The organism is Ruegeria sp. CDSA141 (assembly GCF_059612005.1).
This window is the reverse complement of sequence record NZ_JBXWPT010000001.1, coordinates 67,215-81,569: the sequence shown is the minus strand read 5'-3', so window position 1 is coordinate 81,569 and position 14,355 is coordinate 67,215. Positions and strand designations below refer to the sequence as shown.

Sequence of the window (14,355 nt, the reverse complement as noted above, 5' to 3'; positions counted from 1 at the left end):
ACGGGACCACGCTAGGGGGTTTTTATTGACTCGTCAATTAATGAAAAATCGGGGAGCAGTGTCGTTACAGCTTCGGCGCAATACTCGGAGGCGTCAAGTCCCTGCGGTTCAGCACGAATTCGCGCCATGAGATAAAGCTTACGGCGGCAAGGATCAGTGTGCCGCCCGCGACAACCCACACGTCAACGCTTTCATGGAACACTGCAGCGCCCAAGATCGTGGCCCATATCAGCTGAAGAAACGTTACTGGCTGTGTAACGGCCACCGGTGCCGCCTGAAGCGCCAAGGTCATGAAATAGTGCCCAGCTGTCGCAAAGCTGGCCACCAGAAAAAGAACCCCGAGATCCCGCAGGCTTGGCTGCGTCCAAACGGCAATCGCAAAAGGTATCAGGGCAACGGTCACCCAGATCGACAGATGCGCCACGACGACGGATGGCGGTACATCACGCACCAGAATCTTGGCCAACAAATACGACCCCCCCAGCGTCAGGGCCGTTCCCAGCATGGCCAGATGACCCGGTGACACTTCGCGAAACCCTGGTCGCAGAATGATCAGGACGCCACCCAGAGCGACCAGAATCGCCGCAATCCGGCGAAAGGCCAGCTTTTCGCCCAGAAACAGGGCTGCCCCCAGGGTGACGTAAACCGGCGTCATGTAATTCATAGCTGTGACCTCGGCCAATGGTATCTGTGTCATGGCAAAGAACCAGAGCATGACCGCAACCGCATGCACGACCCCTCGCAAACCGAACAGCGTCAACAGGCGGGGTGTCAGATGTGTCGCCATGATCGACCGCATAGCTGGCAAAAGAAACACCAAACCCAGCACATACCGCAGAAAGGCGGCCTGGATGGAATTCATCGATGTTCCCAGCGACTTCACCAGCGCGGTCATCACAACAAAGGACAAGCCGGCGGCAAACATCCAGAACATTCCGGCAAGCGGGCGAGACGATACGGCGAGTGTTGACATGGTTTAGGTTGAACACCGAAATCCAACCGGGAACAACCCTTCACATGATAACAAGTTTCAGTGCGATACCCAACATGACCACGCCGATCCCGGCGTCCAGAACCTGCCACGCCCGGGGACGCGCAAAAACCGGGGACAGAATACCCGCGCCGTAACCAAGCGAAAAGAAGAACACGAAGCTGGATGTCATCGCGCCAAGGGCGAAACCCAGCCGGTCGTCATATTGGGCCGAGATCGAGCCGATGAGCACGACCGTATCCAGATACACATGCGGATTCAGCCAGGTGAACGCGAATACCGTCAGCAGCGCAGCCTTGAGGCTGGTTCGCTCACCATTGCCGATTTCCATCACCGAACCACCCAGCCAGGACGACCGGAGGCTGCGCGCGCCGTACCAAATCAGAAATGCCGCCCCTCCGTATCGCATCACAGCCTCAAACCAGGGTGCAGCCTGTGCCAGAGTGCCAAAACCTGCCACGCCCGCTCCTATCAGAATGGCATCAGACACTGCACAAGTCAGGCACAGAATAAAAACGTGCTCGCGCCGCAAGCCCTGCCTCAGAATAAAGGCGTTCTGCGCCCCGATGGCGAGGATCAGGCTGAAACCCAGCGCAAAACCGGCGATCACGGATGTAGGCATGGTATCTCCTGCGTTGCCATTGCGTTGACTAATGGCCGCGATACGATCTATCAAATTAAAGATGTTTCCCTTGGTTAAGCTCTGCTAATGTTGCTGGACCCTCACCAATTGGCCGCTTTGTCAGCCATTCTGCGCCATGGCAGTTTTGATGCAGCGGCGGCGGAACTGGCCGTGACCCCGTCAGCGATATCCCAGCGGATAAAGGCGCTAGAGGATCGGGTGGGTGCCTCGCTCATACATCGGGGAACCCCTTGCACCGGAACGCCGGCAGGTCAGCGCATCGCGCGATACGCCGAAGATGTCGGGCTGCTGGAGGCGCAACTGGCCCGTGAATTGGCGCTGGTACAAGAACCCGGGTCCGCGCGGGTTCGCATTGCGGTTCCCGCCGACATTCTGGCGACCTGGTTCATTGACGCGATGGCGCGTGTTCCCGACATGCTGTTCGACCTTGTGATCGACGATCAGGACCATTCGGCAGACTGGCTGAGGCGAGGCGAGGTCAGCGCCGCCGTCACCGTCGGCGGACAAACCATAAGCGGTTGTGACGCGATTGAACTGGGCGTGTTGAGGTATCTGCCAACCTCCAGCCCGGACTTTATCAATGCGTGGTTCAAGGACGGCGTGACCGAGAAGACGCTCAGCAAAGCACCTTGCCTTGTCTTCAACAGGAAAGACGGCCTGCAAAAAGCGTGGATCGCACATCGCACCGGCAGTCGTCTTTCACCGCCTTCGCACTTCCTGCCATCTTCTCAAGGGTTCGTTGATGCCGCGATCGCCGGGATTGGCTGGGGCATGAACCCGGCAGCCCTTGTGCAAAACGCCATGGAGCGTGGACAGTTGCGCCCTATCGTTCCCAATGCGCCACTGGACGTCGCCCTTAGCTGGCAGGTCGGACGGGTTCTTGCGCCAGCGCTCAAACCCCTTACACAAGCGGTCCAGCATGCTGCGCAACGGGTTTTGCTCCCGTCGCAAGGCAAATAGTCAGACTCATTCGATCGGAGGAACCAATGCTCTCACGCGACGCCCTCAGTTATGACCCCATTCCCCTGCCCGACCGATGCGAGATCAGTGATGCAGACATGCTGGGCGCGGCCGTGGCTTTTTTTGAAAAGATGCGCCGGCGACATACCGTTCGGGATTTCTCCACTCGCCCGGTGGCTCGCGATGTGATCGAAACCTGCCTGCGCACCGCGGGAACAGCGCCGTCAGGTGCAAACCATCAACCCTGGCACTTTGCTGCCATCTCGGACCCAAAGCTGAAACTGCGCATCCGCGAGGAAGCCGAAGAAGAAGAGCGCCGGTTCTATGCGGGAGGGGCGGGCGATGAATGGATCAAGGCGTTGGAACCCATCGGGACCAACGCGGTCAAAGAGCACCTGACCACCGCCCCGTGGCTGATCGTGGTCTTTGCCCAACGCTGGGGGCAATTCGAAGACGGGACGCGGTACAAGAATTACTACGTGCCCGAGAGTGTGAACATTGCCACCGGCTTTCTGTTGACCGCGCTACATCACGCCGGCCTCAGCACCCTGACCCATACCCCGAACCCGATGCGCTTTCTGAACGACGCACTGGACCGGCCCGCATCAGAGAAACCAACCATGATCATCGCAGTTGGTCATCCCTCGGAAACCGCGACCGTACCTTCTGTGGCAAAGCTAAAGAAGCCTTTGGAAGAGATTTCCTCGTTCTTCTGAATGTACCTGCATTAGCTCTGTGGCCGGGGAGAATCTTCCCGGTCGGGCGACATCGTTAGGTAGCACGTCACGCAAGCCATCAGACTGGCCGCGACTATGAACGCGACAGCCAAGGCAACCTCATGCATATGGGCGACTGCGGCCAGCCCTGCCGAAAGCAGCACCGCCAACAATCGAGTAAACGATTTGATAGCTGCGGATCCCTGAACGCGTTGCTCTTTGGGCGCGACGTCCAGAAAATAGAGCTTGCGCACGCTGCTGATCCCGGTCACCGCGACGGTGACAACAAACAGCGCTATCGCATGCAGGTGTACATCGTGATCGATACCCATGTAGTGGAATGCCAGCAGAACACCTCCGGTAACGGCGACCAGGAGTGTCCCGACCACCATGACGGCACGATGAGATTTCATATTCACGACCTGCCACAACGGCCCCGAGACAAGATAGCCCGAAGCAGATGAAACAATCATCGCGGTCAGACCCCTGGCCGAGCCATGATGCGCCTCTGCCGCTATCAGCGCGAAGAACGGGACGGATAGCGACACAGCCACCAAAGGTATACGCATAACCATGTAACGCCGAAACCAGGTGTATTCGAACATGCCAAGGATACCCCGGGCATTGGCCGTGAACGACAGCTTGGGTTTGGTTCCAGTCTTTTTTACCGGTTCCGCAGAGCGGGTATTCTCTGTCATTGCCAGCATCAAAACTCCTGAAAGCATGAAAAACGCAACCGATACGCCGATCATGGTTGAATGGCGTGAAAAAGGTGGGTTTTCCTTGGTGATCTGATGCACCAACAGGGCTAGACCGATGGCACAAAGGCCCCCGCCCCCAAGTTGCAGGTAATGCATGACCATGCGCGAACGCGAGTGGACATGATCGCCCAACAGATCGGTGAGCATCAGGTTCTGAACTTCATCCACCAGGCCGATCACGAAAAAGACCGCCACGAAAACCACTGCGATCAACGGAACGTTCCCGGTCGCGGCAGCCACCATCGCCAGAACAAGACAGGCACCGATAACGGCTTCGGTCAGAGCAATGGCGCGCTTCTTTTGCGATTTCGCCGCTATGGGTTGCGCCAGGAAAAAGTCGGAAATCATGCTGCCAATCATCCGCACCGAAACCAGCGCGCCCGCCACGAACATCGGCAATTCGAATGACACGGCCAGAAATGGCAAAACCACCGATGGGCTGCCCAGAGTCCACGCAACCTGAGACACGATACTCTGCCCAGCAAGAACCGGCACGTTTCGCTTGGTCTTATCAGCAGTCACATCCGTCATGGATCTTTCGGTGGCATCGTCCCAGAACTTCCAAGTTGTACCAGCCTAAGCGTTTCGAAGGGTTCAGCCAACACCTCTTCGAAACTGTCCGAAAACGAAAAAACCCGGTCTGTTGAGCCGGGTCTCACAATCAGGTTCTGTAACAGCTCAGAGCTGCGCCATCACCTCATCAGTGGCTTCGAAGTTGGTCGTGACACGCTGTACGTCGTCATCGTCTTCCAGCGCATCCACCAGTTTCATCAGCTTTTGCATGTCTTCCAGACCCAGCTCGGTCGTGGTGGTCGGTTTCCAGACCAACTTGGTGGATTCCGATTCACCCAGCACAGCCTCCAACGCGTTCGAAACTTCGTTCAGATCCGTATCTGCACACCAGATTACGTGACCATCCTCTGAACTTTCGACATCTTCCGCGCCGGCCTCGATTGCGGCTTCGAAAATGGTGTCTGCGTCACCCGCAGTAGCCGGATAGAAAACTTCGCCCTTGCGTTCGAACATGAACCCGACCGAGCCCGTCTCACCCAGATTGCCGCCGTTCTTGGAAAAGGTCGAACGCACAGTCGAGGCGGTGCGATTGCGGTTGTCTGTCATGGTTTCAACGATCACGGCCACGCCGTTGGGGCCGTAGCCCTCATAGCGGATTTCTTCGTAATCGTCGCCTTCGCCTGCAACGGATTTCTTGATCGCGCGGTCAATCACGTCCTTGGGGACCGAGTTCGACTTGGCCTCTTTCACCGCCAGACGCAGGCGCGGGTTCTTTTCCGGATCCGGGTCGCCCATCTTGGCGGCAACGGTGATTTCTTTCGACAGTTTGGAAAACAGTTTGGACCGCGCGGCGTCCTGACGCCCCTTGCGGTGCTGGATGTTGGCCCATTTGGAGTGGCCTGCCATAATGCGTCCTCGTCATCGTGATTGCGTGTTCGGCGCTCATATAGACGTTTGCGGGGGGCAGGATCAAGAGAGTGGCTTGCGACGGCTTCACTGGCTTGTATGGTGACGGCATGACGACAGATCAGATCATTCTTTTTGCGCTTTTCATCACGGTCTTCGGAATGCTGCTTTGGGGTCGGTTTCGATACGACCTTGTGGCCTTTGCTGCGCTGATGATCGGCGTCGTGCTGGGCGTCGTGCCGGTGGATGATGCCTTTGCCGGGTTCGGCCATCCCGCCACCATCATCGTGGCGTTGGTGTTGGTGGTCTCTGCTGGTCTGGTCAGGTCGGGAGCCGTTTTCCTGATTACCCGCACTTTGGTTGATGCCTCGCGTGGCCTCGGCGCGCATATTGCGCTGATGGGCGGGATCGGCGCGGTTTTGTCGGCCTTCATGAACAACGTGGCCGCATTGGCGCTGCTGATGCCCGTGGACATTCAGACCGCACGCAAAGCAGGCCGGTCTGTGGGTCTGACCCTGATGCCGCTGAGCTTTGCGACCATTCTTGGGGGGATGGCCACGCTGATCGGGACCCCCCCGAACATCATCATCGCATCGATCCGGCAGGAAACACTGGGCGAACCGTTCCACATGTTCGATTTCGCCCCTGTCGGTGGGCTGGCCGCGATCGCCGGCCTTGCCTTTGTCGCTCTGGTAGGATGGCGCCTGATCCCCAATCGCGGGCCGCAAGCCGAGACATCTGAGGCACTGGCCGAATACATCGCCGAACTGACCGTCCCACCCGACTCTGCTCATATCGGTAAACGGGTCAGCGAGCTTTATGAAGTTGCCGAGAAATCAGACGTGGCGATCATCGGCCTTATCCGCGATGGCAAACGTCGCTATGGCAGGTCGGCGCACGCCACTCTCAAAGAAGGTGATGCGCTGGTATTAGAAGCCCGTCCGGAAGCGTTGGATGAGTTTCGTGCCGCCCTCAACCTCGATTTCTCGGACACCCGACGGCAGGAACTGTTGACGGCCGAGGGCGATGGATTGGAGGTAATCGAGATCGTAGTCCCGGAAAACGCCCGCATCGCCGGACGCACGGCACAAGGTGTCGGGTTGGCTTGGCGCCAAAGCACCGTCCTGATGGGCATCTCTCGACAAGGGCGTCGCATTACCGAGCAGGTCCGCAAGACCGAGGTGGAGCCGGGCGATATCCTACTTTTGCTTTGCCCCCGAGATCGTTCTGCCGATGTGACCGATTGGCTTGGCTGCCTGCCGCTTGCTGAACGTGGGCTGAGCGTAACTGCAAATGAAAAGGCATGGTTGGCTATTGGTCTGTTTGCTGCGGCTGTTTTGGCGGCAAGTGTTGGGCTGATTTACCTGCCTGTCGCATTGGGGCTGGTCGTCATTGCCTATGTATTGACCAAGATCATGCCAATCGCTGACATCTACAATCATATCGAATGGCCTGTGGTCGTCTTGTTGGGCTCAATGATCCCGCTGGGCAGTGCCCTTCAAACATCCGGCGGCACCGAACTGATCGCAAACGCTCTGATCCAATTGACCGACGGCTTGCCTGCCTGGGCCATTCTGACGGTACTGATGGTTGTCACGATGACGTTGTCGGACGTGTTGAACAACACCGCCACTGCCATTGTCGCCGCGCCGGTCGGGATACAAATGGCACGTACCCTTGAGGTATCGCCCGACCCGTTTCTGATGACCGTGGCCGTTGCGGCCTCGGCTGCGTTCCTGACCCCCATCGGGCACAAGAACAACACGCTGGTTCTGGGCCCCGGCGGCTATCGATTCGGTGACTACTGGCGCATGGGATTGCCGCTGGAGATGCTGATCATCGCCGTTTCTGTTCCTGCCATTCTTGTGTTCTGGCCGCTGTGACAGGTAAAGGCTGCGCATGAAACGCTTTTTGATTCTGCAACTGCGCCCCGAAACCGATGCGTCCGACGCCGAGTACGCCTCGATCCTGAACCGGAGCGGGTTGTCGCCCGATCAGACCCATCGCGTCCGTCTGGACTGCGAAAACCTGCCCGAGGGGTTGGATGTCACGGACTACGCCGGTGTCATCGTAGGAGGCGGACCGGGATGCGTCAGTGACAACCCGGCGACCAAATCCCCGTTGGATGCCCGGATCGAGACGACGATCATGGGGTTGATGCCGCAGATCATCGCACGGGATCACCCGTTCGTGGGTTGCTGCTATGGCCTTGGTATTCTGGCTGCGCATCTGGGCGGCGACGTCAGCAAGGCCCGATATGGCGAACCCGTCGGACCATCCACTTGCCATCTGACCCCGGAAGGCCAGCAGGACCCGTTGACCGCAGGGTTGGAGGCCACCTTTGACGCTTTCGTTGGTCACAAGGAAGCGGTTCAGGCTCTGCCGAAAGGGTGCGTGCACCTTGTCGCGTCAGACCCCTGCCCGTTCCAGATGATCCGCTGGGGGCAGAACGTATATGCCACGCAGTTCCATCCCGAAGCCGACGCCAGGGATTTTGAACAGCGCATCAATATCTACAAGAACCACGGCTATTTCCCGCCTGAAGACGCGCAGAAACTGATCGACCACTGCCATTCTGCCGATGTCACACAACCCGGCGAGATCCTGCGCCGGTTCGTCAGACGATACGAGTGACCCAACGGCGCGGTTGCCTGAGCCTTCCCGCCTCGCTTAGGCTGATCTGAAGCAACTTTGGGAGGAGTTGTCCTTGGATCTGCTTATTAACGTCGGCCTGCCGGTTTCACTGGCCGTTATCATGCTGTCTCTGGGTATCGGACTGGAGGTCGCAGATTTCCGCCGTGTCCTGAGCCGACGTCGCGCCTTTGCCATCGGGGCGGCAAGTCAGGTTGTTCTATTGCCGGTGGCGGCCTTTGTGACGGTCAAAATTTTTGCTTTGCCGCCTGAAATCGCGGTTGGTTTCATGCTGCTCAGTTTTTGTCCAGGCGGCGTAACCAGCAATATCCTGTCAAAGCTCGCCAAGGCCGATGTCGCGCTTTCAGTCAGCCTGACCGCCGTGATCAGCCTTCTGTCGATCGTAACCGTACCAATATTGGCCGCCTGGTCGATCGCGCATTTCATGGGCGACGAAGCCCCTGACGTTTCCATCACCGGGCTGGCTGTTGCTCTGTTCCTGATCACTACGTTACCGGTGGCCATTGGTGTAGGGATTCGCAACTTTGCAACGGGGTTTGCAAACCGTGTGGAGCCGGGGTTGTCGGCGCTCGCGACCGTTTTGTTCGTGCTGATCGTTGCCGCTGCACTGGCCGGGAACTGGCAACTGTTCGTCGAAAATCTCGGCATCATGGGCGCCGGCTTGATTTCTCTGAATATCGTATTGCTTTTCTGTGGATTAGGGCTGGCGAGGATATCAAACCTGTCCTGGAATGAGTGCAAGACGATTTCAATCGAAACCGGAATTCAAAATTCCACGCTGGGCATTACACTGGCGGCGCTGATTACGAATACCGAAAGCGGGTTCAGCCCGCTGGCCCTGCCCTCGGCGGTTTATGGTATTACGATGTACGCCGTGGTTCTGCCGTTTCTTGTCTGGTTCCGCAGGCGCTGAAAGGACCGTTATGACAAACAACACTGCTGATGCGATCGTTGTCGGTGCTGGTCTGGCCGGATTGGCCGCCGCAGCTGAACTGGGCGACCGAGGTAAAAAGGTAATCATACTCGATCAGGAACCAGAAGGCTTTCTGGGCGGTCAGGCATTCTGGAGCCTGGGTGGCCTGTTTATGGTCAACACCCCGGAACAACGCCGTATGGGTATCCGCGACAGCCACGATCTGGCGTTGCGCGACTGGATGAGCAGCGCGCAGTTTGACCGGGAAGAAGATACCTGGCCTCGCAAATGGGCCGAAGCCTATATCGAGTTCGCAGCTGGCGAAATGCGCCCCTGGCTGCACGAGATGGGGCTGCGCTGGTTTCCGGTCGTAGGCTGGGCCGAGCGCGGCGGGTCCTACGCAAACGGGCACGGCAATTCTGTCCCGCGCTTTCACATCACGTGGGGCACCGGCCCCGGAGTGCTGGAACACTTCATCCGTCGCGTCCGCGACCATGCCAGTGCCGGGCTGATCCAGATGAAGTACCGTCATCAGGTCAGCCATATCATCATGCAGAATGGCACCGCCAAAGGCGTCTCCGGCGAGGTTCTGGCCGATGACACCGCCCAGCGCGGCGGCAAAACCAACCGCGACGAGGTCGGCGAGTTCGAGGCTTATGCGCCTTCTGTGATCGTCACCTCTGGCGGTATTGGTGGCAATTTTGAGTTGGTGCGCCAGAACTGGCCCAGGGATCGTCTAGGGGAACCGCCACAGGACATGGTGGCAGGGGTACCGTTTCACGTCGACGGTCGTATGATCGCTATCAGTGAAAAAGCAGGTGGCCATGTCATCAATGGTGACCGCATGTGGCATTACACCGAAGGCGTTCGCAACTGGGACCCGATCTGGCCCGCCCATGGCATTCGCATTCTGCCCGGCCCCAGCTCTATGTGGTTCGATGCACGCGGAAACCGGTTGCACCCCCCCTGCCTGCCCGGGTTCGATACGCTGGGGACACTGCGCGAAATCCTGAAAACCGGGTATGAATACAGTTGGTTTGTTCTGACCCAGAAGGTGATCAAGAAGGAATTCGCCCTGTCCGGGTCCGAGCAGAACCCAGACTTCACGTCAGGCAGCTGGAAAGAGGTTATTCGTCAACGAATTCTGTCCGGGTCCAAAGCGACCGCCCCGGTCGAGGCATTCAAGGAGAAAGGCGAGGATTTTGTTGTTGCCAACACGTTGACCGAGCTGGTCAACGGAATGAACCATTTGGGTGGGGGGCTGATAGACGAGGCCCATTTGCGCGCCCAGATCGAAGCGCGGGATTCTCAGGTCGACAATCCCTTCTCAAAAGACGCGCAGATGATGGCGATCCTTGCAGCCCGCAATTATCGTGGAGACAAACTGATCCGCACCGCCAAACCTCACAAGTTCCTTGATCCGTCCAACGGCCCGTTGATCGCGGTCAAGCTGCATGTTCTGACACGCAAGACGCTGGGCGGTTTGCAGACCAATCTGGACAGTCAGATGATCGGTGCCGACGGTCAAGTGGTGCCCGGCCTCTTCGCTGCCGGCGAAGTCGCCGGGTTCGGTGGTGGTGGCTATCACGGTTACAACGCGCTGGAGGGAACGTTCCTGGGTGGCTGCATCTTTTCAGGTCGCAACGCAGGGCGATCGAGGGCCGTCGCCTGACAACCCTGCCCTTTTACTTGCGTACCAGTTTGATCACCGGCTCACCCTGAGCATCCAGCAAGGCCAGCGCGTTGCCTTGCACCGCGAAGGTCGTGACTCTTTGCATCGCTTTCAGAAACTGCCGCTCGACCTCATCCAGCGGGGGTGGGCACGCCATGAGCGTTGCGGCCATATTGTCCGGGAACTCGATCCGATTGGCAGAAATCTCGGCCTGGCCACTGAACCGGTTGCAACCGCCGTTTCCTGAAAAGGCCCCGCCCTGCCCGAAAGCAAGTTCAGGACGTTTCTCTGTCTCAATAGGCGCACCATTGAGGCCCGAGGCGTACCACTCGGTGTTTTCCAGCATCGCGGCACCTTGGTGTTGCACCTGTATCATCAGCAGGTCAGCTGAATTCTCGGCCCCATGTGTCAGAACCGGATAGACAGTATCGGTGGTGAACAACAGCTTTTGCCCCTGCATGACCGAAGCGCGCACGGCATAGTTGCGCCCGTCCTGAATCAACGCATCATCATAGGTCAGTTCAAACTGCGCCGGCACACCGGTCAGGGCATATCTCTGCGCGGCAAGCGTTTCGGCCGGCGCATCCGCCAATGAGATATCCTGAAGCTCGACGAACAAGGTCGTGTCGGGCGAAAGCGCAATACGCTCTCGGTAGGTTGCAGTTCCTTCGACGGTTCCAGCAAGCGATGTGCCGCTCAAAACGGTGGCGAAAGCAACCGCAGGAAACGTGGCGCGGACGAGTGTCAGCATAGCAGTACCCTTTAAATATCAGTTCTACAAAAGATTGCTGTTCATCCGACATTTACAAGTACGCCGCGAGCAAAGCGGCAAATCTGTGCCGATATCATAACGGCCAGATCAATGGGATAAGCAGGGACGCCAACAATCCGACCGTCAGGTTCAGCGGCACGCCTACCTTCATGAAATCGGTGAACCTGTAGCCTCCGGGACCATAGACCATCATGTTTGTCTGGTACCCGATCGGTGTTGCAAACGATGCCGAGGCCGCCACCATAACCGCAACGACCAGCGGACGCGGATCTATCCCGACAGCCTGCGCCAGACCGATGGCGATCGGAGTGACGACAACCGCAACGGCGTTGTTGGAGACCAGTTCGGTCAGCACCGAGGTCAGCAGATAAATCGCCCAGATAATCAGGAATGGCGGCAAGGCACTGAGCCCCGGCGCAACAGCTTCGACGATCAGAGAAACCGCGCCAGAGCTGTCCAGCGCAGCCCCTATGCCCAGCATCGCGAAGATCAACGCCAACAGGCGACCTTCAACAAAGGAAAACGCCTCATCCGCGTCGATACAGCGGGTCAGTAGAACCACGGCGCAGGCCACAATCGACAACAACAGGATGGGCGCAATGCCCAGCGCGGCGAGGACGACAATCCCTACAAGAGCACCAATCGCAATGGGTGCATGGCTTCGACGGAATGCTCGAGCCGATGGTTGTGTGACGTCCACCATGTCCATATCAGCCGCAAGCCGCTGGATATCCGCCGGGGCACCTTCCAAAAGCAACGTATCCCCAACCCTGACCACCAAATCATCCAACTGGCGACCAATGTTCTGGTTACGGCGGTGCACCGCCAGCACGTAAACGCCATAGCGACGCCGAAGCCGCATCATTCCAAGGGTCCGCCCCACCAAACGGCACCCGGGTGTGATCAACACCTCAACCGTCTTGGTTTCAACGGCAGATACCTGATCCACACGTTTGAGTTCCCTGTTGCTCTGAAGGCTCAGAAGTTCGGTCATCTCGGTGCGTAAAACCACCCGATCGCCAACTTTCAGTTCGACGCCTTTCAGGTTACGCCGCAGCGACTCGTCCCCCCGAATGACATCGATCAGACGCACACCAGGGCGTTTGAACAACTGTACCCCGGTTACTTCGCGCCCGATCAGGTTACTGTCCGGCGGAATGACAGCTTCGGTGAAGAACTTCATCTTGGACCGATCGCTGAGCAGTGACGCCATGCTGTCCCGCTCGGGCAACAGCTTGGGCGCAATGAACCGCAAATAGATCATGCCATAGATCACCAGCGCGATCCCCAGTGGCGTGACTTCGAAAATCGTGAAGGCTTTCATCCCCTGAGCGCGAGCGACACCATCAACGAGCAGGTTGGTCGACGTGCCGATCAGCGTCAGCGTGCCGCCCAGAATGGCGGCATAGCTCAGCGGAATCAACAGTTTCGACGCAGGTACGTTCAGCGTGCGGGCGATCTGAACAAAGACCGGGATCATCACCACAACAACAGGTGTATTCGACACCACCGCCGAAGCCAGCACGACAAACGCCATAAGCAACCCGATGGCGAAACGCGGGTTGACCTGAGCCTGTTTCTGCGCAGTCGAGGTGAACGAGTCCAACGCCCCCGTTCGCACCAAAGCCCCCATGATGATGAACATCGCGCCAATCGTCCAGGGCGCAGGGTTGGACAGAACCGCCAACGCGCTTTGATAGGGCAGGATGCCTGTGACAAGCATCAGCGAGACGCCACCAATGGCCACGACCTCGGTCGGATAAACCTCGCGCAGGAACATGACGAACATGCCCGCAACGATGAGCAGCGCCAGAATTGCGCTGCCTGTGTCTGTCAGTGAAAGGAAATTCATTCGTGGTATTCTGTCCGAACCCGGGCCCAAGCGCCTGATGACATGCAGTTTCACGCATTGAGCGCAGCAGAGCAAGCCTGACGTTGATTAATCAGGTCCAGCCTGTTCAAGACGCCCCCCGACGCGAACCATACGCACAGATTTAGCCTGACCGTCGCGATCATTGGTTTCCACGAACACGCCGCTCAGCGTGGCCTCACCATTGGCAGGGGTGAACCGCGCCTTGGGCATACCGGTGATGAAGCGGCGCATCGGTTCCTGCTTGTCCATGCCGATGACCGAGTCGTAGTCGCCGCACATGCCCGCATCCGTCAGATACGCTGTGCCACCGGGCAAAATTTGAGAATCCGCAGTCGGCACATGGGTATGCGTCCCCACCACGAGGCTTGCGCGCTTGTCACAATAGTGGCCCATAGCCATCTTCTCGGACGTCGCCTCGCAATGCATGTCCACGATGATGGCTTGCGCCTGCCCTCCGCGAGGATGCGACTTCAGGATCGGTTCAATGGCCGAGAACGGATCGTCAAACGGCCGTTTCATGAAGACCTGCCCCAGCACCTGCACCACCAGAACCTTGCGCCCGCCCGCCGCGTTGAAAAGTCGATGCCCCCGGCCCGGTGCTCCTTTGGCAAAGTTCACCGGACGCACGATACGCTGTTCTTTCTCGATGTATTGCAACATATCCTTCTGGTCGAAGGCATGATCACCCAGCGTCAGACAATCCGCACCAGCATCCAGAAGCAGCTTGGCGTGATCACCGCTCAGCCCCATTCCGTTCGACGCGTTTTCACCGTTGACCACAACAAAATCCAGCCGCCATTCGTCGCGAAGACGCGGCAAATGCTGCTGAACGGCTGCGCGGCCCGCGCGCCCCATGACATCACCAAGAAATAAAATCCTCATGATCCGGGTCGTAGGGGCTGCGCAGGGCAATAACAAGGCGGAAGCATGAAATTTCCGGCAGACTTCGGGGTTGAAATCAAATTCTGCCGCGGCAATGTTTC

General features: G+C 58.1%; 13 protein-coding genes. 6 read left to right on the top strand and 7 right to left on the bottom strand.

What is annotated here, in order from left to right; all coding sequences use genetic code 11:
* Positions 1 to 64 precede the first annotated feature (64 nt).
* Positions 65 to 973 (bottom strand): DMT family transporter, encoded by a 909-nt coding sequence (locus AC2FLP_RS00415; protein ID WP_299894940.1) that lies wholly within the window; start codon positions 971 to 973, stop codon positions 65 to 67.
* A 40-nt stretch (positions 974 to 1,013) separates the two neighbouring features.
* Positions 1,014 to 1,613, bottom strand: coding sequence for a LysE/ArgO family amino acid transporter (locus AC2FLP_RS00410; RefSeq protein WP_299894943.1), 600 nt, complete (start codon positions 1,611 to 1,613; stop codon positions 1,014 to 1,016).
* Between the two features lie 87 nt (positions 1,614 to 1,700).
* Between AC2FLP_RS00410 and AC2FLP_RS00405 the strand changes: the two genes are divergently transcribed.
* Entirely contained in the window at positions 1,701 to 2,594 is an 894-nt protein-coding gene (locus AC2FLP_RS00405; protein WP_299894946.1) for a LysR family transcriptional regulator ArgP, read from the top strand.
* 26 nt (positions 2,595 to 2,620) lie between these two features.
* The gene (locus AC2FLP_RS00400) at positions 2,621 to 3,310 is read left to right on the top strand and encodes a nitroreductase family protein (protein ID WP_496681486.1); all 690 of its coding nucleotides are present in this window, start codon (positions 2,621 to 2,623) and stop codon (positions 3,308 to 3,310) included.
* An 11-nt stretch (positions 3,311 to 3,321) separates the two neighbouring features.
* On the opposite strand, the gene AC2FLP_RS00395 is transcribed toward AC2FLP_RS00400, so the two are convergent.
* A complete protein-coding gene (locus tag AC2FLP_RS00395; RefSeq protein ID WP_117868260.1) occupies positions 3,322 to 4,602 on the bottom strand; it encodes an MFS transporter in 1,281 nt (426 codons plus the stop codon).
* A 147-nt stretch (positions 4,603 to 4,749) separates the two neighbouring features.
* Positions 4,750 to 5,490, bottom strand: coding sequence for a YebC/PmpR family DNA-binding transcriptional regulator (locus tag AC2FLP_RS00390; protein WP_117868259.1), 741 nt, complete (start codon positions 5,488 to 5,490; stop codon positions 4,750 to 4,752).
* A gap of 110 nt (positions 5,491 to 5,600) precedes the next feature.
* Here AC2FLP_RS00390 and AC2FLP_RS00385 point away from each other — a divergent pair, with 110 nt between their 5' ends.
* From AC2FLP_RS00385 to AC2FLP_RS00370, 4 genes are all read left to right on the top strand, one after another.
* Entirely contained in the window at positions 5,601 to 7,373 is a 1,773-nt protein-coding gene (locus AC2FLP_RS00385) for an SLC13 family permease (RefSeq protein WP_117872594.1), read from the top strand.
* A gap of 16 nt (positions 7,374 to 7,389) precedes the next feature.
* Entirely contained in the window at positions 7,390 to 8,124 is a 735-nt protein-coding gene (locus AC2FLP_RS00380) for a glutamine amidotransferase (protein WP_496681489.1), read from the top strand.
* 73 nt (positions 8,125 to 8,197) lie between these two features.
* Positions 8,198 to 9,055: a bile acid:sodium symporter family protein gene (locus tag AC2FLP_RS00375; RefSeq protein WP_117868257.1), complete on the top strand. Its 858-nt coding sequence runs from the start codon at positions 8,198 to 8,200 to the stop codon at positions 9,053 to 9,055.
* Positions 9,056 to 9,065: 10 nt separating this feature from the next.
* A complete protein-coding gene (locus AC2FLP_RS00370; RefSeq protein ID WP_117868256.1) occupies positions 9,066 to 10,727 on the top strand; it encodes an FAD-binding dehydrogenase in 1,662 nt (553 codons plus the stop codon).
* Positions 10,728 to 10,740: 13 nt separating this feature from the next.
* Here the strand turns inward: AC2FLP_RS00370 and AC2FLP_RS00365 are convergent, their stop codons facing one another.
* The 3 genes from AC2FLP_RS00365 to AC2FLP_RS00355 all read right to left on the bottom strand — a co-directional run bounded on the left by AC2FLP_RS00365 (position 10,741) and on the right by AC2FLP_RS00355 (position 14,254).
* Entirely contained in the window at positions 10,741 to 11,478 is a 738-nt protein-coding gene (locus tag AC2FLP_RS00365) for a YbaY family lipoprotein (RefSeq protein ID WP_496681493.1), read from the bottom strand.
* A 94-nt stretch (positions 11,479 to 11,572) separates the two neighbouring features.
* A complete protein-coding gene (locus AC2FLP_RS00360) occupies positions 11,573 to 13,351 on the bottom strand; it encodes an SLC13 family permease (protein WP_496681496.1) in 1,779 nt (592 codons plus the stop codon).
* Positions 13,352 to 13,438: 87 nt separating this feature from the next.
* Positions 13,439 to 14,254 (bottom strand): TIGR00282 family metallophosphoesterase, encoded by an 816-nt coding sequence (locus tag AC2FLP_RS00355; protein WP_496681498.1) that lies wholly within the window; start codon positions 14,252 to 14,254, stop codon positions 13,439 to 13,441.
* Between the last annotated feature and the right edge of the window lie 101 nt (positions 14,255 to 14,355).